This window comes from Pseudomonas sp. GNP014 (assembly GCF_054344005.1).
In genome coordinates, this window is the sequence record NZ_JBTGUS010000001.1 from 1,998,344 (window position 1) to 2,025,000 (window position 26,657).

The window sequence follows — 26,657 nt, forward strand, 5'->3', positions numbered from 1 at the left end:
CGCGTCACAAAACACCTGTGGGAGCGAGCTTGCTCCCACAGTCTGCCTTTGCTCAGTATTCGAGAGCGGCAGGTCGCAGGTACAAGCCTTTGGCGGATGCTGCAATCCGGTACTTGACCACGTCACCGGCCTTGAGCGAGATCTCCTGCGCCGGCGGTGCCAGCATGCCCGGCTTGCAGCCCGGGACCTGGCTCGGCTCCAGCTTCAGGCGGATGGAGAACGTGCCATGTTGCAGGTTGAACGAGGTGGACTGTTCCTGCAGCAAGCGCCCGGCAAACTGATCCTGGATGTACACGCCAATCTCGCAGGAGGTCGGCACTTCCAGGCGCTCGCGAGAGATGATCAGAACGGCGTAGTCCTCGCCGGTCGCGTTGGCCTGGGGCAATGCGGCAAAAAGGCTGAGGAAGCCAAACAGGCTGTAAGCTGACCAGCGCATGGCTGAATCTCCTGAATAGAAGTCATTGATGTACGCAGCTTGGCCGAGCGCGGCGCCGATTGCCAGCCCGGCAGTTTCTTTCAGAACTTGACCTTGCCATCGTGGCAAGCTCGAGACTGCCGGCAACCTCACTCAAAGGAGTCATCGCATGCAAGTGTTCAACGTTCAAGGCATGTCCTGCGGTCACTGTGTCAACGCCATCACTCGGGCGGTGCAGGCCAAGGATCCGGCGGCCAGCGTGCGGGTCGATCTGGCGGCGAAAGAGGTCGGCGTGGAAAGTTCGCTGAGTGCCGAACAGGTGATCGAGGTCATCAGCGAGGAAGGTTACGCCGTGAAACTGGCCTGATTGACCCCAGTGGCGAGGGAGCTTGCTCCCTCGCCACCGATTTGCGCCCGGCTTCCAGGTTATTTAATTGTTAGCGAGCTATCGGAATGTTCAAGGCGTCCACGCGCGGCTAGACTGTCGGGCTGCCGACTTGCCAACCTGGGTGCCTGATGAACTTCCGTACCATTCTGATTCTCGGAGCCTTGACCGCTTTCGGTCCTTTGGCCATCGACTTCTATTTGCCCGCCTTTCCCGCGATGGCGCTGGCCTTCGGCACCGACGAGAAACACGTGCAGATGACGCTGGCGGCGTATTTCGCCGGGTTGTCGATCGGTCAACTGGCGTACGGTCCGGTGGCGGATCGCTTCGGCCGACGGATTCCGTTGCTCGTGGGCCTGACGCTGTTCACCCTCGCCTCGCTGGCCTGCGCTTATGCACCGAATCTGGATTGGCTGATCGGTGCGCGTTTCGTGCAGGCGTTGGGCGGTTGCGCAGGCATGGTGATTGCCCGGGCGGTGGTCAGCGACAAATGCGACGCAGTCGGTTCGGCAAAAGTCTTCTCGCAGTTGATGCTGGTGATGGGCCTGGCGCCGATTCTGGCGCCGATGCTTGGCGGTCTGCTGGTCAACACCACGGGCTGGCAGTCGATCTTCCTGGCACTGACCGTGTTCAGTGCGCTGGCCGGACTGGCGGTCGCTCTTGGCCTGCCGGAAAGTATGCCGGCGCACATGCCGCGCCAACCGTTGTCCGGTGCCCTGCGCCAATACGGGCGCCTGCTGAAGGATCCGGTTTACCTCGGCCACGCGCTGACCGGCGGTATCGCCATTGCCGGGATGTTTGCCTACATCGCCGGTTCACCATTCATCTTCATCAAGCTGTATGGCGTACCGGCCGAGCATTTCGGCTGGCTGTTCGGTACCAACGCGGCGGGCTTCATTCTCGTCGCACAGGTCAATGCGCGGTTATTGGCCAAGCGTGGCCCGGCGTTCCTGCTGGCGCGCGCGGTCTGGGTTTATCTGGCGGCCGGGCTGACGCTGCTGGCCGTCAGCACCTTGCATACCGCGGCCTTGTGGCCATTGCTGATTCCATTGTTCATCTGTGTATCCAGCCTGGGCTGCATCAGTCCCAACGCTGCCGCTTGCGCGATGAACGGGCAGGGCGGCCGTGCCGGCAGCGCGTCGGCGTTGCTCGGTTGCATGCAGTTCAGTGTCGCCGCCGGGGCATCGGCGCTGGTGGGCGTGCTGCACGACGGCACCGCCGTGCCGATGTCCATGGTCATCAGCCTGTGCGGTGTGCTGGTGGTGAGCGTCGCGATGCTCACCCGGCGTCTGCAGAATGCCCGAGCGTTGGCACAAGCCCAGGCGCAGGCCTGAACAGTCGTCAGCCAGCAGCGCGCTGTTGGCTGCGGTCGGGAATCTGATGGGGGGCGCAGAGTCGCGCTTCGAGGGTGCGGGTAAAGGCCAGTGCTTCGGCTTCACTGCGGAAAGTGACGGCGTGTTGGTCCAGACGAACCTGCCATTGAGACTTTGCCACTTCTTTTATCAGGATCTTCATTGCTGACCTCCCTTGCGTAAAAGATGTATCGCAGAGTTTTCGATTGTAGACCTGAATACGATCGCAATTGTGACAAGGGTCAACTGTCAGACTGACGGCAAAAAGCCCTCGAAGCCCGCAGGAGCTGCCGAGGGCTGCGATCCTTTGCCTTTAGAAACTTTCTAAAACAATTTTCCCCTTGGCCTTGCCACTTTCCAGCAACGCATGGGCCCGACGCAGGTTGGCCGCGTTGATCGTGCCGAAGTGCTCGCCCACGGTTGTCTTCAATGTCCCGGCGTCAATCAGTTCGGCCACACGATTGAGCAAATTGTGCTGCTCGATCATGTCGGCGGTTTCGAACAGCGAACGGGTGTACATGAACTCCCAGTGCAGCGACAGGCTCTTGCGCTTGAGCTTGGTCACGTCCAGGGATTTCGGATCGTCGATCAGTGCCAGCTTGCCTTGCGGTGCCAGGGCTTCGACCAGTTGATCCAGGTGTTGATCGGTCTGGGTCAGGCTGGCGACGTGGGTCACGCTGTCAATGCCGGCGCGCTTCAGTTCTTCACTCAGCGGCTGACTGTGATCGATCACCAGATCGGCGCCCAACTGGCTGACCCAGTCGCGGGTCTGCGCACGGGAAGCGGTGCCGATCACGTTGAGCCCGGTCAGTTGACTGGCCAGTTGCGTCAGGATCGAGCCGACGCCACCGGCTGCGCCGACGATCAGCAGGCTCTGGCCTTCATCGGTGTTGCCTTCGCGAATCTGCAGGCGCTCGAACAGCAATTCCCACGCGGTAATCGCCGTCAGCGGCAGGGCCGCGGCTTCGGCAAAACCCAGCGACTTGGGCATATGGCCGACGATCCGCTCATCGACCACGTGCAGTTCACTGTTGCCGCCGGCGCGGGCGATGGAACCGGCATAAAAGACCTTGTCGCCGGCCTTGAACAGCGTCACTTCGCTGCCGACGGCCTTGACCACACCGGCCACGTCCCAGCCGAGCACTTTTGCCGCGCCGTTTTCAGGGGCCACGTTCTGCCGCACTTTGGTATCGACCGGGTTGACCGAAATGGCTTTGACTTCCACCAGCACGTCGCGCGGGCCGGCGACCGGTTCTGGCAGTTCGATGTCTTGCAGGGCTTTTTCGTCGCTGATCGGCAGGGAGGCGTAGTAGGCGATGGCTTTCATGGGGGGACTCCAGAAGTGGGGACAACGATGGGACAGATGATTGGCTATTTCTCTGCAAGATAAAACCGGCTAAAACAGCAGTCTCTTTCAATGTTTTTTTGATAATCGGGGCTGAGGATGCTGCGTTTCGATGACTTGCAGTTGTTTGTTCGCGCGGCGGATCTGGGCAGTCTGTCGGCGGCGGCGCGGGTGATGGACATGTCGGCGGCGGTCGCCAGTGCGGCGTTGAAGCGAATCGAACAGCAGCTGGGCGCACGCCTGCTGGCTCGTTCGACGCGCAGCCTGCGCCTGACGGCAGAGGGCGAGGGCTTTCTCGAATACGCCCGGGCGGCGCTGAGCAATCTCGACGAGGGCCGGCGTCTGCTGGCCAGCGGGCAGGATCAGGTCAGCGGGATTCTGCAGCTGTCGGCGCCGTCGGATTTCGGGCGCAATCTGTTGCTGCCCTGGCTCGATGATTTCCAGCGCGCACATCCGAAACTGACGGTACGCCTGTTATTGGGGGACCGCATCGCCGACCTGTTCCGTCAGCCGGTGGACATCGCCTTGCGTTATGGCGAACCGGAAGACTCCAGCCTGATCGCCTTGCCCATCGCTGCGCATAACCGCCGCGTGCTCTGTGCCTCCCCGGCCTATCTGGCGCGGTATGGTGAACCGCGCCAGCTCGAACAACTGGCCCAGCACAATTGCCTGTTGTACATGCTTGGCAGCCGCGTCCACGACCATTGGAGTTTCCACGACGGCAAACGTGAAGTCGGCCTGACGGTCAGCGGCGACCGCTTCAGCGATGACGCGGACGTGGTGCGCTTATGGGCCGTGGCGGGGGCGGGCATTGCCTACAAATCCTGGCTGGACGTGGGCGCCGACGTGCTGGCGGGGCGCCTCAAAGTGCTGTTGCCGGAGTTGTTGTGCGAGCGCGCTCCGCTGAATTTGTTGTGCGCCCATCGCGCCCAATTGAGTAAGCCGGTGAACCTGCTGAGGGAAATGCTCGCCAGTCGATGCGCCGATTTGAGTAGTCAATTTCCCGCTTTCCCGAGAGTTGATCATTAGTCGCAGGTAAATAGAGAAATTTCTCTCAGGAACAATCACCACCCGTGCAGGCCCCGTTACAGGACGCGGCGCCCATCCCGCTTATACTAGCGTCCGCCTCAAGCCAGTACGCAAACCCCGGCCCGGACACCGTCCGGCCGACCGGGCGCTGTTTAATGTCTGCCAGCGCCACCGCGGCGAGATCAGTGCCGCAGGCTGCTGAGCCAATGGCCTGCCTTGCCCCGGTTCAGGGTGATGCGCGCGCCTTGGCCGATGCCCCATTACTTGGTCAAGATGTCTCCGAGCAGTAGACGATACGATTCCACAGGGAGTGAATACATGGAACATGCACCTTGCATCAGCCAGATCGCCACGCTGCTGGCCGATCCCAAGCGCAGCGCGATGATGTGGGCGCTGATGGATGGCTCGGCCCGCCAATCCGAGGAGCTGGCGTTGCTGGCAGGGTTGTCACCATCCTCGGCGAGCGCGCATCTGGCGCGTCTGTCCACTGGCGGTCTGTTGAAGGTCGAAGTCCGTGGTCGCAAACGCTTTTTCCGTCTCTCGGCACCCGAGGTCGGCGCCGCCATCGAAGCGCTGGCCAGCGCCACCATCGCCAGCGCACCACGGGACATTCCCGAGATTTTCAAACGCACCACACCGATGGCCAAATCCCAGGCGGCACCTTCTTCGCTGTTGCGCGCACGCTTTTGCGATGACCACCTGGGCGGCACGCTGGCCGCTGACCTGTATCAGCGACTGCTCGACGTCGGCTGGATCGAACAGTTTGAGCAACGCGTAGTGGTCACCCACAAGGGCGCGAAACAGCTGGCCGGTCGCGGGGTTTTCATCCAGGCACTGGCACACCGCAATGTGCAGGTGGCCTGCGCCTGTCCGGACTGGAGCGAGCGACGCCCACACCTGGGCGGCTCTCTCGGCGCGGCGCTGCTGCAGTTGTTCATGCAGTCGGGGTGGCTGACCTTGCCCAATGACTCCAGAGCCCTGCAATTGACGGCCACAGGCCAGCGTGAATTGCAGCGGTTTGCCCGGGAAACCGAGCTGGAAATGGCGTGATAGAGCATTCGTGATCGACGTCAGGCCGTCCCGGCGTCGCCTACGACTGCGAGCAGGTCGCATTCAGTACGACCTCTGAATCACCATCGCGCACACTCGATCCGGGGAATTTCCGGATGGGGGAGCACGATATGGACACTCAACGCTTTAGCGCGGCAGAACGCCTGGAACGTCTGCCACTGAGCGGGTATCACCGCATCATTTTCATCATTATTGCTTTGGCGTTCTTCTTCGACTCCATGGACCTGGCGATGATGACGTTCCTGCTCGGCTCGATCAAAAGCGAATTCGGCCTGAGCAGCGCGCAAGCCGGCCTGCTCGCCAGTTCGAGTTTTTTCGGCATGGTGCTGGGGGCGTCGCTGTCGGGCCTGCTCGCCGACCGTTTCGGCCGCAAGCCGGTGTTCCAGTGGAGCATCGTGTTGTGGGGCGTTGCCAGTTACCTGTGCTCGACGGCGCAAACCGTCGAGATGCTCACGCTGTTCCGCATCCTGTTGGGAATCGGCATGGGCATGGAGTTTCCCATCGCTCAGTCGATGTTGTCGGAGCTGATTCCGGCGCAACGACGCGGACGCTACATTGCCCTGATGGATGGTTTCTGGCCGTTGGGGTTTGTTGCGGCCGGGGTGCTGTCGTATTTCCTGCTGCCAGTGATTGGCTGGCGCGACATCTTTCTGGTGCTGGCGGTGCCGGCGGTGTTTGTCCTGGCGATCCGTTTCTTTATCCCCGAATCGCCGCGCTGGCTGGAACAGGCCGGGCGGCATGAGGCGGCAGACAAGGTCTTGGCCGCGATCGAACAGCGCGTGCGCGCATCGCTCGGTGTCACCACGTTGCCCGAACCGGTGAGTTTGCCGCGGACGGTGACGCCACCGGGCAGCTTTTTCTCGGCCCTCAAGCAAATCTGGTCGGCGCAATACCGCCGCCGCACGACGATGATCTGGAGCTTGTGGTTTTTCGCGCTGTTGGGTTTTTACGGCCTGACGTCGTGGCTCAGTGCATTGCTGCAACAGTCGGGTTTCGCCGTGACCCAGTCGGTGTATTACACGGTGCTGATCTCGCTCGGCGGGATTCCCGGGTTTCTGATGGCGGCGTGGCTGGTCGAGCGCTGGGGGCGCAAACCGGTGTGCATCGTCACCTTGCTCGGCGGTGGGGTGATGGCGTTTTTCTATGGCCAGAGCGCGGTGTTCGGCGGCAACGTGGCACTGCTGATCGGTACGGGGCTGCTGATGCAGTTTTTCCTGTTCGGCATGTGGGCGGTGCTCTACACCTACACGCCCGAGTTGTATCCAACCTCGGCGCGGGCGACCGGCTCGGGGTTTGCCTCGGCGATTGGCAGGGTCGGCTCATTGCTCGGGCCGTTGGTGACCGGGCTGGTGTTTCCGATAACCGGGCAGGGCGGGGTGTTTGCGCTGGGGGCGTTGTGTTTTGCGATCGCGGCGGGGGTGGTGTGGCTGTTCGGGATGGAGACGCGGGGCAAGACGCTGGAGGAGCTGACTGAAACCCAAGTCGCAGGCTGAACACAAATCCAATTGTAGGAGCGAGCCTGCTCGCGATGGCGGTGTGTCAGATACAGATGTTTCGACTGACACGACGCGATCGCGAGCAGGCTCACCCCTGCAAAGGGTTATGCGCTGAGGTTTACGGTTTTACCAGACGCGCATCCAGGCTGTTTTGCGCCAGGCGCTTGGCCTGATCCTGGGTCATGCCCAGGTGTTCGTACAGCGCATGGAAGTTCTCGGTGACATAACCGCCGAAGTACGCCGGGTCATCGGAGTTCACCGTGACCTTCACCCCACGCTCGAGCATGTCGAGGATGTTGTGCTGCGACATGTGATCGAACACGCAAAGCTTGGTGTTCGACAGCGGGCACACGGTCAGCGGGATCTGCTCGTCGATGATCCGCTGCATCAGGCGCTCGTCCTCGATGGCGCGCACGCCATGGTCGATGCGCTGGATTTTCAGCAGGTCGATCGCTTCCCAGATGTACTCCGGCGGACCTTCTTCACCGGCGTGGGCGACGGTCAGGAAACCTTCGTGGCGAGCACGGTCGAACACCCGCTGGAATTTGCTTGGCGGGTGGCCCATCTCGGAACTGTCGAGGCCGACGGCAACGAAGGCGTCACGGAACGGCAGCGCCTGATCGAGGGTTTTCTGTGCTTCGTCTTCGCTCAGGTGGCGCAGGAAACTGAGGATCAAACCGCTGGTGATGCCCAGTTGCTGCTCGCCATCCTTCAGCGCTGCGGCGATACCGTTGAGCACCACTTCGAACGGGATGCCCCGGTCGGTGTGGGTCTGCGGGTCGAAGAACGGCTCGGTGTGAATCACGTTCTGCGCCTTGCAGCGCAACAGGTAGGCCCAAGTCAGGTCGTAGAAATCCTGGGAGGTGCGCAGCACGTCGGCGCCCTGGTAATACAGGTCGAGGAATTCCTGCAGGTTGTTGAAGGCGTAAGCCTTGCGCAGGGTTTCGACGTCGCTCCACGGCAGGGCGATCTTGTTACGTTCGGCCAGGGCGAACAGCAGCTCGGGCTCCAGCGAGCCTTCCAGGTGCAGGTGCAGTTCAGCCTTGGGCAAGGCGTTGAGCCAGTCGTACATATGCTTTTCTCATCAGGTGCAATGACGGCATTCTACAGATGCTCGCCGAAACAATTGGCAAAACCTGACCAAGCGATCCATCAGACCGCTTCCCGCTCGCGACGATAGGCGTAGGTGTCGGCAAAGCGCGACAGCAGGAATTCGCCGCAGGTGGTGGTCGGATATTTCGCCGGGTGTTGTGAGTCCTGACAACCGGGCAGGCATTCGATGCGGGTGTCCGGGTGCGGCTCGGCGAAGAACGGCATTGAGTAGCGATCCACCCCCAGCGGGCTGATCACCCGGTGCGGTGTCGAGCGATAACGGTCGTTGCTCCAGCGCGCCATCATGTCGCCGAGGTTGACCACGAAGGTGCCTTCGATGGGCGGCGCATCAATCCAGTCGCCATTGACGTTTTTCACCTGCAGGCCGCCGGCGCTGTCCTGATAGAGCAGGGTGATGCAGCCATAATCGGTGTGTGCCCCGGCGCCTTGCTGCTCGGCGCTGCTGGCGGTGTGGCGCGGCGGGTAGTGGATCATGCGCAGCACGCTGACCGGCTCATTGAAGCGCGAGTCGAAGAAATCGCGTTCGATGCCCAGCGCAATGGTCATCGCCCGCAACAGGGTTTGCGCCAGCGCCTGCATGTCGAGGTAATGCTGCTCCATCAAGGCTTCCCAGCCTGCTTGCGCCGGATGGCGATTGGGCCCGCGCAGCGGTTTTTCCGCGAGCACGTCTGGATGATCGGCCGGCAGGTGCAGGCCCATGTCGAAGGTTTCTTTGAGGTCGCTGGGTTTGTCCGGGTCGAGCTGCTCGGTGGCGATAGCGCCGTAGCCGCGATGATGGCGGGTCTGGGTGATGTCGATCCTGAGTTTTTCTTCGGCCGGTTGTGCGAAAAAGCGCTGCGCGTGATCAAGCAGGGCGGCGATGCGTTGCGTGGAAATCGGATGGCCCTTGATGTAGAAGAAGCCCCATTCGCGGCAGGCCTGGTCGATGTGCCCGGCCACGGCGGGCCAAGCGTTTTCGTCGTTGGAGTAGAGCGGGCTGATGTCGATGATCGGAAGCTGATCCATACGCAATCCTTGAATACGCTGAAGCTCAAATGTGGGAGCTGGCTTGCCAGCGATAGCGGTCTGACAGGCAACAATGATGTCGAATGTGATGGCCTCATCGCTGGCAAGCCAGCTCCCACAGGGGCCGTGTCGTTAGTAAAAGTTACTTCGGCATCTCGGCCTTCATCCCTTCAACGTAGTAGTTCATCGACGCCAGTTCGGCATTGGTCGCACTCACGCCCGCCGGGATTTTCTCCACGCCGGCCTGATCCTTGATCGGCCCGGTGAACGGCTGCAATGCACCGCTCTTGATGTCGGCGATGATCTGCTCGGCCTCGGCCTTCACCGGGGCCGGCACCAGATCGCTGATCGGCAGTTCAACGGTGCCTTCCTTCAGTCCACCCCAATAATCCTGCGACTTCCACGTGTGGTCGATCACGCTTTGCGTGGCCTGAATGTAGTGCGGCGCCCAGTCGTTGACGATCGAGGTCAGCACCGCTTTCGGGCCGAAGTGCGCCATGTCCGAGGCGTAGCCCACGGCGTATACGCCGCGCCGCTCGGCGGCCTGGATCGGCGCCGGGCTGTCGGTGTGCTGAAACACCACGTCCACGCCCTGATCGATCAGTGCGTTGGCGGCGTCGGCTTCCTTGCCCGGGTCGAACCACGAGTTGACCCACACCACTTTGATTTCGGTGCCGGGGTTGTACTTGTTCAGGGCCAACTGGATCGCGTTGATGTCGCGGATCACTTCGGGAATCGGGAACGAGGCGACGTAGCCGATCTTCTTGGTCTTGGTCATCTTCGCCGCGAGGAAGCCACCGACATAACGGCCTTCATAAGTACGCGCGAGGTAGGTGCCGAGGTTCTTGTCCTGCTTGTAGCCGGTGGCGTGTTCGAAGGTCACCTTGGGAAACTGTTTGGCGACTTTCAGCGTCGGGTTCATGTAGCCGAACGAGGTGGTGAAGATCAGGTCGTAGTTGTCCTTGGCCATGTTGCGGATCACCCGCTCGGCGTCGGCCCCCTCGGCGACGTTTTCCACGTAGTTGGTGGTGATTTGTCCGCCGAGTTTTTCGGCGAGGGCCTTGCGCCCCTGTTCATGCTGATACGTCCAGCCGTGGTCGCCGATCGGGCCGATGTAGACGAAACCGACCTTCAGCGGATCGGCAGCGCTGGCGCTCAGGCTGATCCCCAGACCGATGGCGGCGCACAGCAGTTTGTGCAGCGGACGTATTTGCATGAATTGGAGCTCCTTTTGTTGTGTGTGGTCGAGGGCAATGCAAATTGCTGACCAAAAGGACAACAAACGGCTCGAAACCGTATGAAGGCCATCGCGAGCAGGTTCACGCCTACAGGGATCGCATTCGTCTGTAGGCGTGAGCCCGCTCGCGACAGGGCCTGCAAGGCCAATAAAAGTGCACCTGCCAAAGTACCGCTATCAGTTGGTGCGCTAAGGTGTAACGAAACGTTAGCGCCGCGCCGCAGTCAGTAGCTCATTCGAACCTCTCGGCAAAAAGGCCCGCCATGCTCACGATTCTCAAGCAAGAAAGCTTTCTGCTGCTGGCGGTGATTGCCGCGTGCATCGCCTACCCGCTGGAACACTGGATGCTGCACAGCGGCCAGATCGTCGCGCTGATGTCTGGCCTGGTATTGATCGCCTTCATCGTCGCCGCCTCGATGCGCGTCGCCCATCATGCCGAACTGCTCGCGGAAAAAGTCGGCGACCCCTACGGCACGATGATCCTGACCCTCGCCGCGGTGCTGGTGGAAGTGGTGATTCTGGCGATCATGATGAGCAACGAGGCGTCGGCCACACTGGTGCGCGACACGATCTATTCGGCGGTGATGCTCGACATCAACGGCATCCTCGGCCTCGCCGCGTTGATGGGCGGACTCAAGCACGGCGAGCAGTCGTACAACGACGATTCGGCGCGCAGCTACAGCGTGATGATCCTCACCGCCATGGGCGTTTCGATGGTGGTGCCGGAGTTTATTCCGGCGGCCAACTGGAAGATTTATTCGGCGTTCACCATCGGCGCGATGGTGGTGCTTTACGCGTTATTCCTGCGTATGCAGGTCGGCCCGCACAGTTACTTTTTCAGCTACAGCTACCCGGACAAGCGCCGCAAGAAAGAGCCGGTGGAGGAGGCGCAGAAACCGCTGAGCCTGGCGTGGTCGATCGGCATTCTGGTGTTCGGAGTGGTGGTGATCGGCGCGCTGGCCGAAGTGATGTCCAAGACCCTCGATCTGGGCCTGGAAGGCACAGGCGCACCGCCCGTGATCACGGCGATTCTGGTGGCGGCGATTTCGGCGGCGCCGGAGATTTTGACTGCGTTGCGTGCGGCGTTGGCCAACCGCATGCAATCGGTGGTGAACATTGCGATGGGGGCGTCACTGTCGACGGTGATCCTGACTGTGCCGGTGATGGAAGCGATGGCGCTGTACACCGGCCAGCCATTTCAAATGGCGATGACCCCGGTGCAGACGGTGATGATCTTCATCACGCTGATCGTCAGCGCGATCAACCTGAATGACGGCGAGACCAATGCCATCGAAGGCATGACGCACTTTGTGCTGTTTGCGACCTTCATCATGTTGTCGCTGTTGGGCCTCTAAGCCCACCACAAAACAATTGCAGGAGTGAGCCTGCTCGCGATAGCTGAGTGTCAGTCGAGATATTCATACCTCATACACCGCAAATGCGAGCAGGCTCACCCCTGCAGGATTTAACCCGCTTGGGATCAGGTCCCGGCGATCAACTGCCGAGCTGCCTGGCTGTGATCAGCGATCAGGCCTTTGAGGTCCAGCCCTTCGACCTGACCATCCACCACGCGCCACTTGCCACCGATCATCACCCGATCCGCGCGGTCCGCACCGCACAACAACAGTGCCGAGATCGGATCATGGCTGCCGGAGAAACGCAGCTCATCGAGCTTGAACAATGCCAGATCCGCTTGCTTGCCCACCGCCAGTTCACCAATGTCGGTACGCCCCAAGAGGCTTGCCGAGCCTTTGGTTGCCCAGCCCAGCACGCGTTCCGGGGTGATCTTTTCCGCGCCGTAGCGCAGACGCTGGATGTACAGCGCCTGCCGCGCTTCGAGGATCATGTTCGACGCATCGTTGGAGGCCGAGCCGTCCACGCCCAGACCAAACAGCGCACCGGCATCGGTCAAGTCGATACTCGGGCAGATGCCGGACGCCAGGCGCATGTTCGAGCTCGGGCAATGGCAGATGCCGGTGCCGGCCTGGCCGAGGCGGGCGATTTCGTCCGGGTTGAAGTGGATGCCGTGGGCCAGCCAGGTGCGCGGGCCGAGCCAGCCGACGCTGTCCAGATAATCCACGGTGCGCAGGCCGAAGCGCTGCAGGCAGAAGTCTTCTTCGTCGAGGGTTTCCGCCAGGTGCGTGTGCAGGCGCACGTCGAGTTGGTTCGCCAGTTCGGCGCTGGCCGACATGATTTCCGGGGTTACCGAGAACGGCGAGCACGGCGCCAGAGCGATCTGGATTTGCGCACCGTCGCCACGCTCGTGGTACTCGTGAATCAGGCGCTGACTGTCGTCGAGAATCACCTGGCCTTCCTGCACGGTTTGCTGCGGTGGCAGGCCGCCGTCCTTCTCGCCGAGGCTCATCGAGCCACGGGTAAGCATGGCGCGCATGCCCAGTTCACGCACGGTTTCGACTTGCACGTCGATGGCGTTTTCCAGACCGTCCGGGAACAGGTAGTGGTGGTCGGCGGCGGTGGTGCAACCCGACAGCAACAGCTCGGCCAACGCCACTTTCGTCGCGAGGGCGAGTTTTTCCGGGGTCAGCCGCGCCCACACCGGGTACAGGGTTTTCAGCCACGGGAACAGCGGCTGATTGACCACCGGCGCCCAGGCGCGCGTCAGGGTTTGATAGAAATGATGGTGGGTGTTGATCAGGCCCGGCAGGATCACATGCTCGCGGGCATCGAACACTTCATTGCACGGCGCGGACGGTTGTTGACCGGCTGCCAGCACTTCGACGATCACGCCGTCTTGCAGCACCAGACCGCCACGGGCATCGAGCGCATTGGCCGTGAAAATGGCGAGGGGATTTTTTAACCAGGTACGGGTCGCGGGCATGTTGCCGGCTCCTCTGAAAGTGGGGTTCAGGGTTGCCAGCTCAGTGTTGCCCTGTCTGCTGATCCAGGGTCGCCGCGAAGGACGAGGCGCGCAGTTTCAAACAAATCGCGGCATCGGGCAAGCCCAACCCGACAGGACAACTCACATCCCTGTCGGAGCTGGCTTGCCAGCGATGGCGGCGGATCAGCCACCTCATGCGGAGACTGACACGCCGTCATCGCGGGCAAGCCCGGCTCCCACAGGATTTGCTTTGCTCACCAGGGAATGGTTTCACCCTTGTAGTTGATGAAGTGATGCCCGCCCTTGCCGGTGTACGCATTCACCTGATCAATCAGCCCACGCGTGCTGGTTTCCACGTCAAGGTCGGCACCTTCACCGCCCATGTCGGTCTTCACCCAGCCCGGGTGCAGCGACAGCACCGTGAGTTTCTGCTCGCCCAATTGCGTGACGAAACTGTTGGTCATCGAGTTCAGCGCGGCCTTGCTCGCTTTGTACAGCGCCAGTTCCGGCGCGTCGGGCACGGTGACGCTGCCCAGCCCGGAACTCATGAACGCCAGTACACCGCTGCCGTCGCGGATCTGCCCGACGAAGCGTTGCGCCAGATTGATCGGCGCCACCGCGTTGGTGAAGAACAACTGGCCGACTTCGGCCAGTGTCGCGCCGCCGGGCGTTTGCACTTCCGGGCCCTTGACCCCGGCGTTGACGAACAGCAGGTCGAAGGTTTCGCCCTTGAGCTGTTGGCTCAGGGCGATCACGGCTTGCTGATCATCCATGTCGAGCTTTTCGATCTGCACGTTGCCCAGTGCTTTCAGCGCCTCGGCGTTCGCAGGATTGCGAACCGTGGCGGTGACTTGCCAACCGTCGGCCAGCAGGGTTTTCACCAGGCCCAGGCCGAGGCCCCGGGAGGCGCCGATGATCAGTGCGTGCTTGGCAGGATTAAGTGCGGACATGATGGGCGTTCCTTGAAAGTTGAAAGATCACGGGTTCAATGGACAGCGTTGACTGAGCCGATGCTGCAATTCGTGGCGCAGCTCGCCGAGCTCGGCCATGCGGGTTTCGACCAACTTGAGCTTGTCTTGCAGCAGTTGCGTGACAGTAGTATCGGGGTTTGGCGATTGCCACAACGCGCCAACGCTGCTGCCGATCTCGCCGAGGGTAAAGCCCAGACGCTGCGCCGTTTTGATGTAGAGCACCAGTTGCACCATCTCCGGCGGATAGTCGCGATAACCGTTGGCGCTGCGTCGTGCCGTGATCAATCCGCGCTCTTCGTAAAAACGCAACGTGTCACGACTGACATCGCAGGCCTGGGCTAACTCACCGATGCGCATCTTGCAGATCTCGAAAGTGTTTGACCCTGGAGCATACTCCAGGCTTTAGCGTGGTTGCTCCCTGAATTTTCGGAGCAAGGATGATGTGGACTTCAACGCAGTATCGGCAGTTGGTGCGCGGCAGTGCCTGGTATGACTTGATCGTGACGGCGGCGTTTGTCACACCGTGGAGTTTTGCTGTGTTGCATGGGTTATTGACGGCGCTGAGTCAGGCGCTGGATCTGCCCGGCGAGCTGCCGCCGTTCGAACCTGTGCATCGGTTGATGGCTAATTTGTTCGGTTCGGTGGTGTGCATGTGGGCGGTGCTGCGGATTCGTGATCCGCAGCAGATTTACGGGCGCTATGACGCGGTGACGCGATTTCTGTTCGCCGCGTGGCTGGCGTATGCCTTGGCCCACGGCGCCAGTTCGTTGGTGGTAGGTTTTCTGGTCCTTGAACTGGCGTGGGGTATTGCTCAGGTGCTGCCTGTGAGTAAGTCTTCGCGAGCAGGCTCGCTCCCACAGGAGATGGGTATCACCTCACATTCCTGAGTCGGGCGCGGAAAATGTGGGAGCGGGCCTGCTCGCGAAGAGGCCCGCTCACACACTAATCAATGCCCCGCCTGCCACGGCTGCCCCAACGACACCGGCGCATACAACCGAGTCCGCACCGCATCGCGCGACAACAGCACCAACACCACAATCGTCGCCACATACGGCAGCATCGCCAGCAGACTCGACGGAATCGCCAGCCCCAGCCCCTGCGCCACCAGGTGCAGGATGCTGGCGAGGCCGAACAGGTAAGCCCCGAGCAACAGGCGCCACACCCGCCAACTGGCAAACACGACCAGTGCCAGGGCGATCCAGCCGCGCCCGGCGGTCATGTTCTCGGCCCACATCGGCGTGTATGCCAGCGACAGATACGCCCCGGCCAACCCGGCCATCGCCCCGCCGAACAGCACCGCCAGGGTGCGCACGGTCAGTACCGGCAAACCCATTGCACTGGCGGCATCCGGGTTTTCGCCGACTGCCTGAATGATCAACCCGACACGACTCTTGATGAGCACCCAGGCCACCAGCGCAAACAGGGCGAACGACAGGTACACCAGCAGATCCTGGGCAAACAGCATCCGCCCGATCAGCGGAATTTCACTCAAGTACGGAATCGCCAACGGCTCGAAGCCGGCCAGTGGTTTACCGACCCAGGCCGCACCAACAAACGTCGACAGTCCCACACCAAAAATCGTCAGGGCCAGGCCGGTCGCTACCTGATTGGCGTTGAACACCAGCGCCACCAGGGCAAACAGCGACGACAAGAGCATGCCGGCGAGCATCGCCAGCAACACACCCAACCACAGGTTGCCGCTGTTCAGTGCCACGATAAAACCGATGACAGCGCCAAACAGCATCATCCCTTCCTGGCCGAGGTTGAGCACGCCGCTCTTCTCGCAGATCAGTTCACCCAGCGCCACCAACAACAGGGGGGTGCCGCAACGCACCATGGCGTAGAAAATATTGCTCAGCAGATCAATGTCCATCACAGCGCTCCGGCGGTTGCGGCAGTGGTCGAGGTGCGCCGTGCCCAGCGCAGTTTCAGGCGTGGCCGATAGAGAATCAGCACGTCACAGGCGAGCAGGAAAAACAGCATCATGCCCTGGAACAACTGGGTGATCGCTTGCGGCAGGTTGAGGGTCATCTGCGCATTTTCGCCACCGATGTACAGCAGCGCCATCAGCAGGCTGGAGAACAGAATGCCGATTGGATTCAGGCGCCCGAGAAACGCCACGGTAATCGCCGCGTAGCCATACCCCGGCGACACCTGTGGCACCAGTTGACCGATCGGCCCGGTCACTTCGCAGACTCCGGCCAGCCCGGCCAAACCGCCGCTGATCAATAGCGCCAGCCAGATCAGCCGTTTCTCGCGAAAACCGACAAACCCCGCTGCACGCTTGTCCAGCCCAAGCACTTTGATCTGGAAGCCGACAAAGCTTTTCTTCAACAGCACCCACACCGCGACCAACGCGAGCAGGGCGAAATACACCCCGGCATGTACACGGCCATCCTCCATCAGCAACGGCAGACGACTGGCGTCACCGAACATCGCCGACTCGGGAAAGTTGAACCCGGCCGGGTCCTTCAGCGGCCCGTGCACACAGAACAGCAACAGGTTCAGCGCGATGTAATTGAGCATGATGCTGGTGAGGATTTCATTGGCGTTGAAGCGCGTGCGCAACCACGCCGTCAGCCCGGCCCACGCGGCACCGGCGAGGGTGCCGGTGAGCAGGATCAGCACCAGCGCCCAGCGGCTTTGCATGTCGATGATGTTCACCGCCAACGCACTGCCGGCGAGTGCGCCAAGCAACAGTTGACCTTCGGCACCGATGTTCCAGATGCGCGCCTGATAAGCCACGGCCAGCCCGAGTGCGCAGAGCAGAATCGGCAACGCCTTGACCAGCAATTCGGAGACGCCATACAGGTCGCTGACCGGTGCAATCAACAGGGTGTGCAAGGTGTGCAGCGGATCATGACCGAGGGCCATAAACAGCAGCGAACCGCAGCCCAGTGTCAGGAGCGCCGCCAACAGCGGCGAGCACCACAGCATCAGGCGCGATTGCTGGCCACGGGGTTCGAGGGAAAGCAGCATGTGAATAACTCCGTTAAGCCGTGGCGGATGAAGGGGAATTGTCGAACTGGCCGGCCATCCAGCCGCCGACATCGCTCAATAAAGTGTCCGCCGTGTTGTGCAGGGCTGACAGGCGTCCCCCGCACAATGCACCGAGGCGGTCGCTGATCTGGAACAGTTCGTCGAGGTCTTCGGAGATCACCAGAATCGCCGCACCGGCATCGCGCAACGCGATCAGCGCACGGTGGATCGTCGCGGCCGCGCCGACATCCACGCCCCAGGTCGGGTGCGCGGCAATCAGCAGCTTCGGTTGCTGGAGGATTTCCCGGCCGATGATGAATTTCTGCAGATTACCGCCGGACAGGCTGCGCGCAGCGGTTTGTGTATCCGGGGTTTTCACGCCGAAACGCTGAATGATCTGCTGAGCAAGGGCTTCGACTTTGCCGCGCGCGATCAAGCCGTTGCTGACCAGCCCTTGTTGAAACGCCGTCAGCAGGGCGTTGTCCGCCAGATTCAGTTCCGGCACCGCGCCATGCCCGAGACGGTCGGCGGGGACGAATGCCAGACCGAGTTTGCGTCGTGCATCCGGGCGTAAATCGGCGACCGCGTGTGCGCCAAACCGAATCGTCGCGGCCTCGGCGCGGGGCAGGGTGTGCTCACCGCTGAGCAGGGCCAGCAGTTCATCCTGCCCATTGCCCGCCACCCCGGCGATGCCGACAATTTCACCGCTGCGCACTTGCACGTCGATATCGCTGAGTGAGCAGCCGAACGGGTCCGGGTTGTGCCAGTTCAAGCCCGCCACCTGTAAAAACGCCGCGCCGCCACTGACTTTCGGGTAGTCGCCGATCAACGCTGCCGCCTCGCCCACCATCAGTTGCGCCAACTGTTGATCCGAGCATTCGGCCGGTACGCAATGCCCGGCCACGCGGCCACCGCGCAACACTGTGGCGCTGTGGCACAAGGCGCGCACTTCCGCGAGTTTGTGGCTGATAAACAGAATGCTGCAGCCCTCGGCCGCAAGGCGGCGCAGAGTGACAAACAGGTCGTCGGCTTCTTGCGGTGTCAGCACCGAGGTCGGTTCGTCGAGGATCAACAGACGAATGTCTTGCATCAGGCAGCGCACAATCTCCACCCGTTGTCGCTCGCCGATCGACAGGCTGTGGACAAGTCGCTCCGGCTCCAGCGCCATGCCGTAGCGCCGTGAGACTTCACGGATCTTCGGCTCCAGCTGTTTCGGCGTGCCGGCCTTCGCGCCCATTGCCAGGGCAATGTTTTGCGCCACGCTGAGGGTTTCGAACAACGAGAAATGCTGGAACACCATGCCGATCCCCAGTTGCCGCGCTTGCGCCGGGTTGCGCACGGTCACGCGTTGACCGTGCCAGTGCATCTCGCCGGCGTCGGCCTGGGTGACGCCGTAAATGATCTTCATCAACGTGCTCTTACCGGCGCCGTTTTCACCGAGCAGCGCATGGATTTCTCCGGGGGCGATCGTGAGATCGAGGGCGTCGTTGGCCAGACAACCGGGGTAGCGTTTGCTGATATGGCGCAGTTGCAGGCGCGGGAGGGGAGGCGCGATAGGCATGACAGGCTCGACTGGCTTGGAGTTGTGCCTGTGGATAAAGCAATTTCCTGGCCATTGAGTCAGGAACCGCCGGTGCCGCTGCATCAAGGCACCTTGGGTAGAGCATTCGCCGGCAAATCGCAGTGTTGCCTGGCACCAATGCAGAGCAAAGCCGTTGATCCGGCTCCAGTTTTGCCCGCTGGCAACTGATCAAAAAACGAACAATTGCGTGGGAGCTATGCAGAACCTGCGACTGCGCCAGCCATGAACGGGTTATCCACAGGTTGCTCCACAGTATTTGTGCGCAAGCTTCCCGCCGAGGCATAAGCACGGTGGTGCTTTCTTCCAATGGCGATAAACACGGCTAACTAATTGTTTCTGCGTGAAATTTCCGTTTCATTGCGAGGATTGAACGAAAAGTGAACAAACCGCGCAAAGCCACGTGACAGAAGGGTTACAGCGGTATGTGCTCAGGTTATCCACAGTTGGGTGCACAGCGGATGTGGGCAACTCTGGGGAATAAGGCATTTCGGGGTCGCCCCAAAAGATCGCAGCCGTGCTGTTAACGCTGCAGCAGAATCCGCCCGCGACTCAAATCCGCCAACTGCGTTTGCAGCAACTGAATCTGCGCCTCACCCACCGCCAGCTGCAATTCAACACCATTGGCGGTGAAGTGTTCTTCCACCACCAGGCCGCCCAGATCCGCCACCCGCAGCTTCACCAGAGGCAACTCGGCAAAGCCGCAGGCACAGCGCAGCGGCACGCGGCTGATCAACTCGGTTTTTTCCGCGTTTTGCAGGCACTTGTTCGCGCCGCCGCCGTAGGCTCGGGCCAATCCGCCAGTGCCCAGTTGAATGCCGCCGTACCAGCGGATCACCAGCACCGCGACCTGATCGCAATCCTGCGCCTCGATCGCCGCCAGAATCGGCCGCCCGGCGGTGCCACCGGGTTCGCCATCGTCGTTGCTGCGGTACTGGTCGCCGAGCTTCCACGCCCAGCAGTTATGCGAAGCGTTCAAGTCGCTGTGTTGCTCGAAGAACGCCTGCGCGTCGGCAGGGCTGCTGATCGGTGCGGCGAAGGTGATAAAGCGGCTTTTGCGAATCTCTTCGCGGTACTCGCACAAGCCGCTGAGGGTGAAAGGCATAAAACGTCTTATACAGAAGGAGTGAGGCCGCAGCCTTTGAGAATGATGCGGATCAGGTTGTTGCCGGCGTCTTCCATGTCCTGTTTGGTCAGCTTGCTGCGTCCGCTGACCCGACAGATCTGCGTGGCGAAGTCAGCGTAATGCTGCGTGCTGCCCCACAGCAGGAAGATCAGGTGTACCGGATCGACCGGGTCCATTTTGCCTGCATCGATCCACGCCTGAAACACCGCGGCCCGACCGTTGAACCAGGCGCGGTAATCCTGGTTGAAGTATTCGCTCAGGCATTCACCGCCGCTGATCACCTCCATCGCGAAAATCCGCGAAGCCTGTGGCTGGCGACGGGAGAACTCCATCTTCGCGCGAATGTAGCGAGTCAGCGCTTCGGCCGGGTCGTCCTCGGCGGTGAGGGTGTTGAAGGTGCTGTCCCACAGCTCGATGATGTTGCTCAGCACCGCCACGTACAACCCCAACTTGTTGGTGAAGTAGTAATGCAGGTTCGCCTTGGGCAACCCGGCATTCTGGGCAATGGTGTTCATGCTGGTGCCTTTGTACCCGTGACGGGCGAACTCGTCTTCGGCGGCTTTGAGGATGGTCTCTTCGTTCTTCTGACGAATGCGGCTGGCGGGTTTGCCGCCGTGGGCTGGGACTTCAAAGGTCATAGGCACTTCCGGGTTTGTCTGTGGGTGCAACCAGTTGCGTTGATAGCGCACCCACAGGGATCCGACAAGTCCTGATGCAATAAAACCGTTACGCCTGTTCGATCTTGTTCAGTGGCGCCGGCACTTGTCTGGTCGTCGATTTGGACTCTGGCAGCAACAGGCAGAGGCTGATTGCCGTCAGGCCACCGCTGGTGATCGCCGAGTCGAACAGGTTCTGTACCAGTTTCGGGAGCAAGTGCAGCAGGTTCGGTTGCGCTGCGATGCCCAGGCCGACCCCGAACGACGTGGCAATGATCAACATGCTGCGTCGATCCAGCGGCGACTGCGCGAGGATGCGCACGCCGGCCGCCGCAACCGCACCGAACATCACCAGTGTTGCGCCGCCGAGCACCGGTTTCGGAATCTGTTGCAGCACCGCGCCGATCATGGGGAACAGGCCGAGACAGAACAGAATCGCGCCGATGTACAGCCCGACGTAGCGGCTGGCCACGCCGGTCAACTGGATCACGCCGTTGTTCTGCGCGAACGTCGTATTGGGGAAGGCACTGAAGGTGGCAGCGATCAAGCAACTCACGCCGTCGCCCAATACACCGCCGCGCAAACGGCTTATATAAGAAGGGCCGCTGATGGGCTGGCGGGCGAGCATGCAGTTGGCTGTGAGGTCGCCGACGGTTTCGATGGTGCTGATCAGATAAATCAGCGCGACGGGCAGGAAAGCCGTCCAGTCGAAACTGAAACCGAACTTGAATGGTGTAGGAAGGCTGACCAGTGGCAAGTCAGGCAATGGCTGCGGCACCAGTTTCCCACTGAACCACGCGGCCAGACTGCCCAGCACCAAACCGATGATGATCGCCGAGAGTCTTACCCACGGCGTGTTCGAGCGGTTGAGCAGGATGATCGTCAGCAGCACGAACACCCCCAGTGCCAGATTGCCCGGTGCACCAAAGTCAGGTGCATTGAAACCACCGCCCAGGTCTGTGATGCCGACCTTGATCAGGCTGATGCCGATCAGGGTGATGACAATCCCGGTCACCAGCGGCGTCACGACCCGGCGCAATTGGCCAATGAAACGGCTGAGGACGATCTGCACCACGGCGCCGAAAAAGCACACGCCGAAAACCATCGCCAGAATGTCTTCCGGGCTGCCGCCGCGTTGCTTGACCAGAAACCCGGCCGAGAGCACCGCGCCAAGAAACGCAAAACTGGTGCCCTGCAAACAGATCATCCCGGCGCCGATCCCGAACGGGCGGCGCGCCTGAATAAAAGTGCCGACCCCGGACACCATCAGCGCCATGCTGATCAGGTAAGGCAGATGCGCGGTCAAGCCAAGCGCAGAGCCGATTACCAGTGGCGGGGTGATGATGCCGACGAAACTGGCGAGTACGTGCTGTAGCGCGGCAAGAATGGCGGCCAGGGGGTTGGGGCGATCGTCGAGGCCGTAGATCAGTTCGCTGGATGGTTCAGATTCTGGCTGCATGGTTTTGGTTTCTTGTTCAGGGATCGAGTTCACCCTTCATTGCAAAAACCTGTCCACTTGCTCAGCTTTATGGTTGTACACCTTCCAATGCAGGAGTTGCCGAAGGCTGCGATCCTTTGATTTTGCTGTTCGAGGCCGAAGCGGTTGATCCTGGGTTTATATTTTCAACGCGTTGCCGCCAGGCTCTCGAGAAAGCTTTCCAGCACCAAATGAGGGCGCCTGCCCTTGCGCGTGACCGATGCGAGGCTCAGGTCGTAGAACCGCGTCGTCGATTTCAGCGCACGCAAGCGCCCTTGTTGAACCCACAGGCTGGCGTAATGATCCGGCAGATAACCGATATAACGCCCGGTCAAAATCAGAAACGCCATACCCTCACGGTCAGATGCACTGGCGGTGCAGTTGAGCGCCTGGTAATGCGCCTGAATCTCCGCCGGCAAACGAAACGTCGGGGCAATCGCGTCCTGGTCATTAAGGCGCTGGTCTTCCAGTTGCTTGTCATCGACATAAAACAACGGATGACCCACCGCGCAGTACAGCAGCGAGCGCTCGCTGTACAACGGCTGATACTCCAGCCCCGACAACGCACTGGCCTGGGGTACCACGCCGACATGCAGGCGGCCGTCGAGCACGCCTTGTTCGACTTCATTGGGGGCAATCATGCGGATCTGGATCTGCACGTCCGGCCCGCGTTCTTTCAATTGCGCCAGAGCGTGGGTGATGCGCATGTGGGGGAGGGTGACGAGGTTGTCGGTCAGGCCGATGATCAACTCGCCGCGCAGGTGCTGATGCAGGCCATTGACCTCGGTGCGGAAACTTTCCAGTGCACTTAACAGTTGCAGCGCCGACTGATAAACCTCACGCCCTTCTTCGGTCAGCGAGAACCCGGCGCGTCCGCGCTGGCATAGACGCAGGCCAAGGCGCTGCTCCAGATCGCTCATCTGCTGGCTGATCGCCGAGCGGCCGATGCCGAGCACGGTTTCCGCTGCCGAAAAGCCGCCGCACTCCACCACACTGCGGAAAATCCGTAGCAGGCGAATATCAAAGTCACTGACCTGAGCCAGTGGATCGGGGCGACGGCTGCTCATAAAGTTGCGCTCATTGTTTAGTAGGGATCTAACTGAAGGTTAGAAAAGTTGGATTTCACCGACTTTATCGCCGTGGCAATTTAGCTGCAACAACGCTTTCTATCTCCCTGACGCTTATGCCCTGCGAGGTTTTGCCCGATGAACATGCCTGAAAACGCGCCGTCGCCACTGGCCAGCCAACTGAAGCTGGACGCGCACTGGATGCCGTACACCGCCAACCGCAACTTCCAGCGCGATCCGCGTCTGATCGTCGGTGCCGAAGGCAGCTGGCTGTTCGATGACAAGGGCCGCAAGATCTACGATTCGCTGTCCGGTCTGTGGACCTGCGGTGCTGGTCATACCCGCAAGGAAATCCAGGAAGCTGTCGCCAAACAACTGGGCACTCTCGATTACTCGCCGGGCTTCCAGTACGGCCATCCGCTGTCGTTCCAGTTGGCCGAGAAAATCACTGACCTGACCCCGGGCAATCTGAACCACGTGTTCTTCACCGACTCCGGTTCCGAGTGCGCCGACACCGCGGTGAAAATGGTCCGTGCCTACTGGCGCCTGAAAGGTCAGGCGACCAAGACCAAAATGATCGGCCGTGCTCGTGGTTACCACGGTGTGAACATCGCCGGCACCAGCCTCGGCGGCGTCAATGGCAACCGCAAGCTGTTCGGTCAGGCGATGATGGACGTCGATCACCTGCCCCACACCTTGCTGGCCAGCAACGCGTTCTCCCGTGGCATGCCGGAGCAGGGCGGTATCGCCCTGGCCGATGAACTGTTGAAGTTGATCGAACTGCACGACGCCTCGAACATCGCGGCGGTATTCGTAGAGCCAATGGCCGGTTCCGCTGGCGTATTGGTGCCGCCACAGGGTTATCTGAAGCGTCTGCGCGAAATCTGCGATCAGCACAACATCCTGCTGGTGTTCGACGAAGTGATTACCGGTTTTGGCCGCACCGGTTCGATGTTCGGCGCTGAAAGCTTTGGCGTGACCCCGGACCTGATGTGCATCGCCAAGCAAGTGACCAACGGCGCGATCCCGATGGGCGCGGTGATTGCCAGCTCCGAGATCTACCAGACCTTCATGAATCAGCCGACCCCGGAATACGCTGTCGAATTCCCGCACGGCTACACCTACTCGGCGCACCCGGTGGCGTGCGCCGCTGGCCTGGCGGCACTCGATCTGCTGCAAAAGGAAAACCTGGTGCAGAGCGTGGCCGAGGTTGCACCGCATTTCGAGAACGCATTGCACGGCCTGAAAGGTTCGAAGAACGTCATCGACATCCGTAACTATGGCCTGGCCGGTGCGATCCAGATTGCCCATCGTGATGGCGACGCCATCGTGCGTCCGTTCGAAGCCGGCATGGCCCTGTGGAAAGCCGGGTTCTACGTGCGCTTCGGCGGCGACACCCTGCAGTTCGGCCCAACCTTCAACAGCAAGCCGCAAGACCTCGATCGTCTGTTCGACGCGGTTGGCGAAGTGCTGAACAAGCTCGACTGATTTACGCATGACCTGTAGGAGCCGAGCTTGCTTGCGAAGGTGCACTGAAGCGCGCCAATGCAGTTCGGTTCCGACCCAAAGCTACCTATATATAGAAGGCGCTCCCTGGCGGGCGCCCAGCGTACAAAATTCAGGAGTCCCCCGATGAGCGTTATCCCGCATTTGATCAATGGCGAACTGGTGACCGAGAACGGTCGCGCGGTTGATGTGTTCAACCCGTCTACCGGTCAAGCGATCCACAAGCTGCCACTGGCCAGCCAGGCAACCATCCAGAAAGCCATTGATGCCGCCAAGGCTGCGTTCCCGGCGTGGCGCAACACGCCACCGGCCAAGCGCGCCCAGGTGATGTTCCGCTTCAAGCAACTGCTGGAGCAGAACGAAGCGCGCATCTCGCAATTGATCAGCGAGGAACATGGCAAGACCCTGGAAGACGCTGCCGGTGAATTGAAACGCGGTATCGAGAACGTCGAGTTCGCCTGCGCCGCCCCGGAAATTCTCAAGGGTGAGTACAGCCGCAACGTCGGCCCGAACATCGACGCCTGGTCGGACTTTCAGCCATTGGGCATTGTTGCCGGTATCACCCCGTTCAACTTCCCGGCGATGGTGCCACTGTGGATGTACCCGCTGGCGATCGTCTGCGGTAACTGTTTCATTCTCAAGCCATCCGAACGCGATCCAAGTTCGACCCTGCTGATCGCTCAACTGTTGCTGGAAGCCGGTCTGCCTAAAGGCGTGATGAGCGTGGTGCATGGTGACAAGACTGCCGTTGACGCGTTGATCGAAGCGCCGGAAGTCAAGGCGCTGAGCTTTGTCGGTTCGACGCCGATTGCCGAGTACATCTATGCCGAAGGCACCAAGCGCGGCAAGCGCGTTCAGGCTCTCGGCGGCGCGAAGAACCACGCGGTGCTGATGCCGGATGCCGATCTGGACAACGCCGTCAGCGCACTGATGGGCGCGGCCTATGGTTCCTGCGGCGAGCGCTGCATGGCGATCTCGGTAGCGGTGTGTGTGGGCGACCAGGTGGCCGATGCGCTGGTGGCGAAACTGGTTCCACAGATCAAGGCACTTAAAATCGGTGCCGGCACTTCGTGCGGTCTGGACATGGGCCCGCTGGTCACCGGTCAAGCGCGCGACAAAGTCAGCGGTTATGTCGATGACGGCGTAGCCGCGGGCGCGACCCTGGTGGTCGACGGTCGTGGTCTGAGCGTGGCCGGTCATGAGGAAGGCTTCTTCCTCGGTGGCTGCCTGTTCGACAACGTCACCCCGCAAATGCGCATCTATAAAGAAGAAATCTTCGGTCCGGTACTGTGCGTCGTTCGGGTAAACAGCCTGGAAGAGGCGATGCAACTGATCAACGATCACGAATACGGTAACGGCACCTGCATTTTCACCCGTGACGGTGAAGCGGCGCGTCTGTTCTGCGACGAGATCGAAGTCGGCATGGTCGGCGTCAACGTACCGTTGCCGGTGCCGGTGGCTTACCACAGCTTTGGCGGCTGGAAGCGTTCGCTGTTCGGCGACTTGCATGCTTATGGTCCGGATGGTGTGCGCTTCTATACGCGTCGCAAGGCTATCACCCAGCGTTGGCCACAGCGTGCGAGCCACGAAGCTTCGCAGTTCGCGTTCCCTAGCTTGTAACTGGAAGGGATGACGAAGGCCGACCTTTAAAGGTCGGCCTTCGTGTTTTCGGGCTTTTTTGACCGATATGACAAAATTATGAAATTAGGTGTTGACGGCAGATTCTGGAAGTCTATAATTCGCCCCACTTCCGGCGCAGTCGAAACGGAAAACTCCTTGAGATTCAATGAGTTACGCAGTTTTCGACAGCGACTTGCTTAAGTTCATCGAGGCCTGGAAGGAGTTGGAAATGCCGGTTGATCTGGCGCTTTCAACGGTTCGATCTTCTCGGTCGAAAGCGGAGAAAAAGAGGTGTTGACAACAGCGAGTAACGCTGTAGAATTCGCCTCCCGCTAACGAGAGATCGGAAGCGCAAGTGGTTGAAGTTGTTGAGGAAATCTTCGAAAACT

Annotated in this window: 25 protein-coding genes; 9 read left to right on the forward strand and 16 right to left on the reverse strand. The window is 60.8% G+C overall.

Annotated elements, in window-relative coordinates:
• Window positions 1–52: 52 nt before the first annotated feature.
• Window positions 53–436 carry a hypothetical protein gene (locus ACXX9E_RS08920; protein WP_186748585.1) on the reverse strand — a complete coding sequence of 128 codons (384 nt, stop codon included), beginning with the start codon at window positions 434–436 and terminating at the stop codon, window positions 53–55.
• Window positions 437–584: 148 nt separating this feature from the next.
• Between ACXX9E_RS08920 and ACXX9E_RS08925 the strand changes: the two genes are divergently transcribed.
• On the forward strand, window positions 585–782 hold the full coding sequence (locus ACXX9E_RS08925) for a heavy-metal-associated domain-containing protein (protein WP_123471110.1): 198 nt from the start codon (window positions 585–587) through the stop codon (window positions 780–782).
• Between the two features lie 149 nt (window positions 783–931).
• The gene (locus tag ACXX9E_RS08930; protein ID WP_123471112.1) at window positions 932–2,134 is read left to right on the forward strand and encodes a multidrug effflux MFS transporter; all 1,203 of its coding nucleotides are present in this window, start codon (window positions 932–934) and stop codon (window positions 2,132–2,134) included.
• Window positions 2,135–2,141: 7 nt separating this feature from the next.
• Here ACXX9E_RS08930 and ACXX9E_RS08935 read toward each other — a convergent pair whose 3' ends face one another.
• Window positions 2,142–2,315 (reverse strand): hypothetical protein, encoded by a 174-nt coding sequence (locus tag ACXX9E_RS08935; RefSeq protein ID WP_007914687.1) that lies wholly within the window; start codon window positions 2,313–2,315, stop codon window positions 2,142–2,144.
• A 150-nt stretch (window positions 2,316–2,465) separates the two neighbouring features.
• Window positions 2,466–3,479 carry a zinc-binding alcohol dehydrogenase family protein gene (locus ACXX9E_RS08940; RefSeq protein WP_123471114.1) on the reverse strand — a complete coding sequence of 338 codons (1,014 nt, stop codon included), beginning with the start codon at window positions 3,477–3,479 and terminating at the stop codon, window positions 2,466–2,468.
• Between the two features lie 117 nt (window positions 3,480–3,596).
• On the opposite strand from ACXX9E_RS08940, the gene vimR reads away from it, so the two are divergent.
• The 3 genes from vimR (at window position 3,597) to ACXX9E_RS08955 (ending at window position 7,090) form a co-directional block, all read left to right on the forward strand.
• Window positions 3,597–4,526 (forward strand): transcription regulator VimR, encoded by a 930-nt coding sequence (gene vimR, locus ACXX9E_RS08945; RefSeq protein ID WP_123471116.1) that lies wholly within the window; start codon window positions 3,597–3,599, stop codon window positions 4,524–4,526.
• 318 nt (window positions 4,527–4,844) lie between these two features.
• Window positions 4,845–5,576 carry an ArsR/SmtB family transcription factor gene (locus ACXX9E_RS08950; RefSeq protein WP_123471118.1) on the forward strand — a complete coding sequence of 244 codons (732 nt, stop codon included), beginning with the start codon at window positions 4,845–4,847 and terminating at the stop codon, window positions 5,574–5,576.
• 131 nt (window positions 5,577–5,707) lie between these two features.
• On the forward strand, window positions 5,708–7,090 hold the full coding sequence (locus ACXX9E_RS08955; RefSeq protein ID WP_340134233.1) for an MFS transporter: 1,383 nt from the start codon (window positions 5,708–5,710) through the stop codon (window positions 7,088–7,090).
• A gap of 121 nt (window positions 7,091–7,211) precedes the next feature.
• Here the strand turns inward: ACXX9E_RS08955 and ACXX9E_RS08960 are convergent, their stop codons facing one another.
• The 3 genes from ACXX9E_RS08960 to ACXX9E_RS08970 all read right to left on the reverse strand — a co-directional run bounded on the left by ACXX9E_RS08960 (window position 7,212) and on the right by ACXX9E_RS08970 (window position 10,427).
• Window positions 7,212–8,165, reverse strand: coding sequence for an adenosine deaminase (locus tag ACXX9E_RS08960; RefSeq protein WP_123471122.1), 954 nt, complete (start codon window positions 8,163–8,165; stop codon window positions 7,212–7,214).
• Window positions 8,166–8,245: 80 nt separating this feature from the next.
• On the reverse strand, window positions 8,246–9,211 hold the full coding sequence (locus ACXX9E_RS08965) for a 2-oxoglutarate and iron-dependent oxygenase domain-containing protein (protein WP_267805661.1): 966 nt from the start codon (window positions 9,209–9,211) through the stop codon (window positions 8,246–8,248).
• Window positions 9,212–9,353: 142 nt separating this feature from the next.
• The gene (locus ACXX9E_RS08970) at window positions 9,354–10,427 is read right to left on the reverse strand and encodes a BMP family ABC transporter substrate-binding protein (RefSeq protein WP_123471126.1); all 1,074 of its coding nucleotides are present in this window, start codon (window positions 10,425–10,427) and stop codon (window positions 9,354–9,356) included.
• A 284-nt stretch (window positions 10,428–10,711) separates the two neighbouring features.
• Between ACXX9E_RS08970 and ACXX9E_RS08975 the strand changes: the two genes are divergently transcribed.
• Entirely contained in the window at window positions 10,712–11,803 is a 1,092-nt protein-coding gene (locus tag ACXX9E_RS08975) for a calcium:cation antiporter (protein WP_128614372.1), read from the forward strand.
• A 125-nt stretch (window positions 11,804–11,928) separates the two neighbouring features.
• On the opposite strand, the gene ACXX9E_RS08980 is transcribed toward ACXX9E_RS08975, so the two are convergent.
• The 3 genes from ACXX9E_RS08980 to ACXX9E_RS08990 all read right to left on the reverse strand — a co-directional run bounded on the left by ACXX9E_RS08980 (window position 11,929) and on the right by ACXX9E_RS08990 (window position 14,615).
• Window positions 11,929–13,287: an 8-oxoguanine deaminase gene (locus ACXX9E_RS08980; RefSeq protein WP_336348243.1), complete on the reverse strand. Its 1,359-nt coding sequence runs from the start codon at window positions 13,285–13,287 to the stop codon at window positions 11,929–11,931.
• A gap of 254 nt (window positions 13,288–13,541) precedes the next feature.
• Window positions 13,542–14,237 (reverse strand): SDR family oxidoreductase, encoded by a 696-nt coding sequence (locus ACXX9E_RS08985; protein ID WP_252142577.1) that lies wholly within the window; start codon window positions 14,235–14,237, stop codon window positions 13,542–13,544.
• A 27-nt stretch (window positions 14,238–14,264) separates the two neighbouring features.
• On the reverse strand, window positions 14,265–14,615 hold the full coding sequence (locus ACXX9E_RS08990) for a MerR family transcriptional regulator (protein ID WP_123471134.1): 351 nt from the start codon (window positions 14,613–14,615) through the stop codon (window positions 14,265–14,267).
• Between the two features lie 83 nt (window positions 14,616–14,698).
• Between ACXX9E_RS08990 and ACXX9E_RS08995 the strand changes: the two genes are divergently transcribed.
• Window positions 14,699–15,145, forward strand: a complete 447-nt coding sequence (locus tag ACXX9E_RS08995; protein WP_128614368.1) for a hypothetical protein — start codon at window positions 14,699–14,701, stop codon at window positions 15,143–15,145.
• Window positions 15,146–15,204: 59 nt separating this feature from the next.
• Here ACXX9E_RS08995 and ACXX9E_RS09000 read toward each other — a convergent pair whose 3' ends face one another.
• From ACXX9E_RS09000 to ACXX9E_RS09030, 7 genes are all read right to left on the reverse strand, one after another.
• A complete protein-coding gene (locus tag ACXX9E_RS09000; protein WP_123471136.1) occupies window positions 15,205–16,131 on the reverse strand; it encodes an ABC transporter permease in 927 nt (308 codons plus the stop codon).
• Window positions 16,131–17,237 carry an ABC transporter permease gene (locus tag ACXX9E_RS09005; protein WP_458555313.1) on the reverse strand — a complete coding sequence of 369 codons (1,107 nt, stop codon included), beginning with the start codon at window positions 17,235–17,237 and terminating at the stop codon, window positions 16,131–16,133. Before ACXX9E_RS09005 ends, ACXX9E_RS09000 begins: the two co-directional genes overlap by 1 nt.
• A gap of 13 nt (window positions 17,238–17,250) precedes the next feature.
• Window positions 17,251–18,798, reverse strand: a complete 1,548-nt coding sequence (locus tag ACXX9E_RS09010) for an ABC transporter ATP-binding protein (protein ID WP_458555314.1) — start codon at window positions 18,796–18,798, stop codon at window positions 17,251–17,253.
• A gap of 541 nt (window positions 18,799–19,339) precedes the next feature.
• Window positions 19,340–19,921, reverse strand: coding sequence for an IMPACT family protein (locus ACXX9E_RS09015; protein WP_123471142.1), 582 nt, complete (start codon window positions 19,919–19,921; stop codon window positions 19,340–19,342).
• Window positions 19,922–19,929: 8 nt separating this feature from the next.
• A complete protein-coding gene (locus ACXX9E_RS09020; protein WP_123471143.1) occupies window positions 19,930–20,580 on the reverse strand; it encodes a TetR/AcrR family transcriptional regulator in 651 nt (216 codons plus the stop codon).
• Between the two features lie 88 nt (window positions 20,581–20,668).
• The gene (locus ACXX9E_RS09025) at window positions 20,669–22,057 is read right to left on the reverse strand and encodes a uracil-xanthine permease family protein (RefSeq protein ID WP_458555315.1); all 1,389 of its coding nucleotides are present in this window, start codon (window positions 22,055–22,057) and stop codon (window positions 20,669–20,671) included.
• 164 nt (window positions 22,058–22,221) lie between these two features.
• Entirely contained in the window at window positions 22,222–23,142 is a 921-nt protein-coding gene (locus ACXX9E_RS09030) for a LysR family transcriptional regulator (protein WP_123471147.1), read from the reverse strand.
• Between the two features lie 138 nt (window positions 23,143–23,280).
• On the opposite strand from ACXX9E_RS09030, the gene aptA reads away from it, so the two are divergent.
• Together aptA and ACXX9E_RS09040 are read left to right on the forward strand one after the other, a co-directional pair.
• On the forward strand, window positions 23,281–24,630 hold the full coding sequence (gene aptA / locus ACXX9E_RS09035; RefSeq protein WP_123471149.1) for an omega-aminotransferase AptA: 1,350 nt from the start codon (window positions 23,281–23,283) through the stop codon (window positions 24,628–24,630).
• Between the two features lie 144 nt (window positions 24,631–24,774).
• Window positions 24,775–26,268, forward strand: a complete 1,494-nt coding sequence (locus ACXX9E_RS09040) for a CoA-acylating methylmalonate-semialdehyde dehydrogenase (protein WP_128614579.1) — start codon at window positions 24,775–24,777, stop codon at window positions 26,266–26,268.
• Window positions 26,269–26,657: the final 389 nt, after the last annotated feature.

Excerpts from the sequence above, each read along its gene's own strand:
- ACXX9E_RS08920 (WP_186748585.1), bottom strand. The coding sequence starts at position 436 with ATGCGCTGGTCAGCTTACAGCCTGTTTGGCTTCCTCAGCCTTTTTGCC.
- ACXX9E_RS08925 (WP_123471110.1), top strand. The coding sequence starts at position 585 with ATGCAAGTGTTCAACGTTCAAGGCATGTCCTGCGGTCACTGTGTCAAC.
- ACXX9E_RS08930 (WP_123471112.1), top strand. The coding sequence starts at position 932 with ATGAACTTCCGTACCATTCTGATTCTCGGAGCCTTGACCGCTTTCGGT.
- ACXX9E_RS08935 (WP_007914687.1), bottom strand. The coding sequence starts at position 2,315 with ATGAAGATCCTGATAAAAGAAGTGGCAAAGTCTCAATGGCAGGTTCGT.
- ACXX9E_RS08940 (WP_123471114.1), bottom strand. The coding sequence starts at position 3,479 with ATGAAAGCCATCGCCTACTACGCCTCCCTGCCGATCAGCGACGAAAAA.
- vimR (WP_123471116.1), top strand. The coding sequence starts at position 3,597 with ATGCTGCGTTTCGATGACTTGCAGTTGTTTGTTCGCGCGGCGGATCTG.
- ACXX9E_RS08950 (WP_123471118.1), top strand. The coding sequence starts at position 4,845 with ATGGAACATGCACCTTGCATCAGCCAGATCGCCACGCTGCTGGCCGAT.
- ACXX9E_RS08955 (WP_340134233.1), top strand. The coding sequence starts at position 5,708 with ATGGACACTCAACGCTTTAGCGCGGCAGAACGCCTGGAACGTCTGCCA.
- ACXX9E_RS08960 (WP_123471122.1), bottom strand. The coding sequence starts at position 8,165 with ATGTACGACTGGCTCAACGCCTTGCCCAAGGCTGAACTGCACCTGCAC.
- ACXX9E_RS08965 (WP_267805661.1), bottom strand. The coding sequence starts at position 9,211 with ATGGATCAGCTTCCGATCATCGACATCAGCCCGCTCTACTCCAACGAC.
- ACXX9E_RS08970 (WP_123471126.1), bottom strand. The coding sequence starts at position 10,427 with ATGCAAATACGTCCGCTGCACAAACTGCTGTGCGCCGCCATCGGTCTG.
- ACXX9E_RS08975 (WP_128614372.1), top strand. The coding sequence starts at position 10,712 with ATGCTCACGATTCTCAAGCAAGAAAGCTTTCTGCTGCTGGCGGTGATT.
- ACXX9E_RS08980 (WP_336348243.1), bottom strand. The coding sequence starts at position 13,287 with ATGCCCGCGACCCGTACCTGGTTAAAAAATCCCCTCGCCATTTTCACG.
- ACXX9E_RS08985 (WP_252142577.1), bottom strand. The coding sequence starts at position 14,237 with ATGTCCGCACTTAATCCTGCCAAGCACGCACTGATCATCGGCGCCTCC.
- ACXX9E_RS08990 (WP_123471134.1), bottom strand. The coding sequence starts at position 14,615 with ATGCGCATCGGTGAGTTAGCCCAGGCCTGCGATGTCAGTCGTGACACG.
- ACXX9E_RS08995 (WP_128614368.1), top strand. The coding sequence starts at position 14,699 with ATGTGGACTTCAACGCAGTATCGGCAGTTGGTGCGCGGCAGTGCCTGG.
- ACXX9E_RS09000 (WP_123471136.1), bottom strand. The coding sequence starts at position 16,131 with ATGGACATTGATCTGCTGAGCAATATTTTCTACGCCATGGTGCGTTGC.
- ACXX9E_RS09005 (WP_458555313.1), bottom strand. The coding sequence starts at position 17,237 with ATGCTGCTTTCCCTCGAACCCCGTGGCCAGCAATCGCGCCTGATGCTG.
- ACXX9E_RS09010 (WP_458555314.1), bottom strand. The coding sequence starts at position 18,798 with ATGCCTATCGCGCCTCCCCTCCCGCGCCTGCAACTGCGCCATATCAGC.
- ACXX9E_RS09015 (WP_123471142.1), bottom strand. The coding sequence starts at position 19,921 with ATGCCTTTCACCCTCAGCGGCTTGTGCGAGTACCGCGAAGAGATTCGC.
- ACXX9E_RS09020 (WP_123471143.1), bottom strand. The coding sequence starts at position 20,580 with ATGACCTTTGAAGTCCCAGCCCACGGCGGCAAACCCGCCAGCCGCATT.
- ACXX9E_RS09025 (WP_458555315.1), bottom strand. The coding sequence starts at position 22,057 with ATGCAGCCAGAATCTGAACCATCCAGCGAACTGATCTACGGCCTCGAC.
- ACXX9E_RS09030 (WP_123471147.1), bottom strand. The coding sequence starts at position 23,142 with ATGAGCAGCCGTCGCCCCGATCCACTGGCTCAGGTCAGTGACTTTGAT.
- aptA (WP_123471149.1), top strand. The coding sequence starts at position 23,281 with ATGAACATGCCTGAAAACGCGCCGTCGCCACTGGCCAGCCAACTGAAG.
- ACXX9E_RS09040 (WP_128614579.1), top strand. The coding sequence starts at position 24,775 with ATGAGCGTTATCCCGCATTTGATCAATGGCGAACTGGTGACCGAGAAC.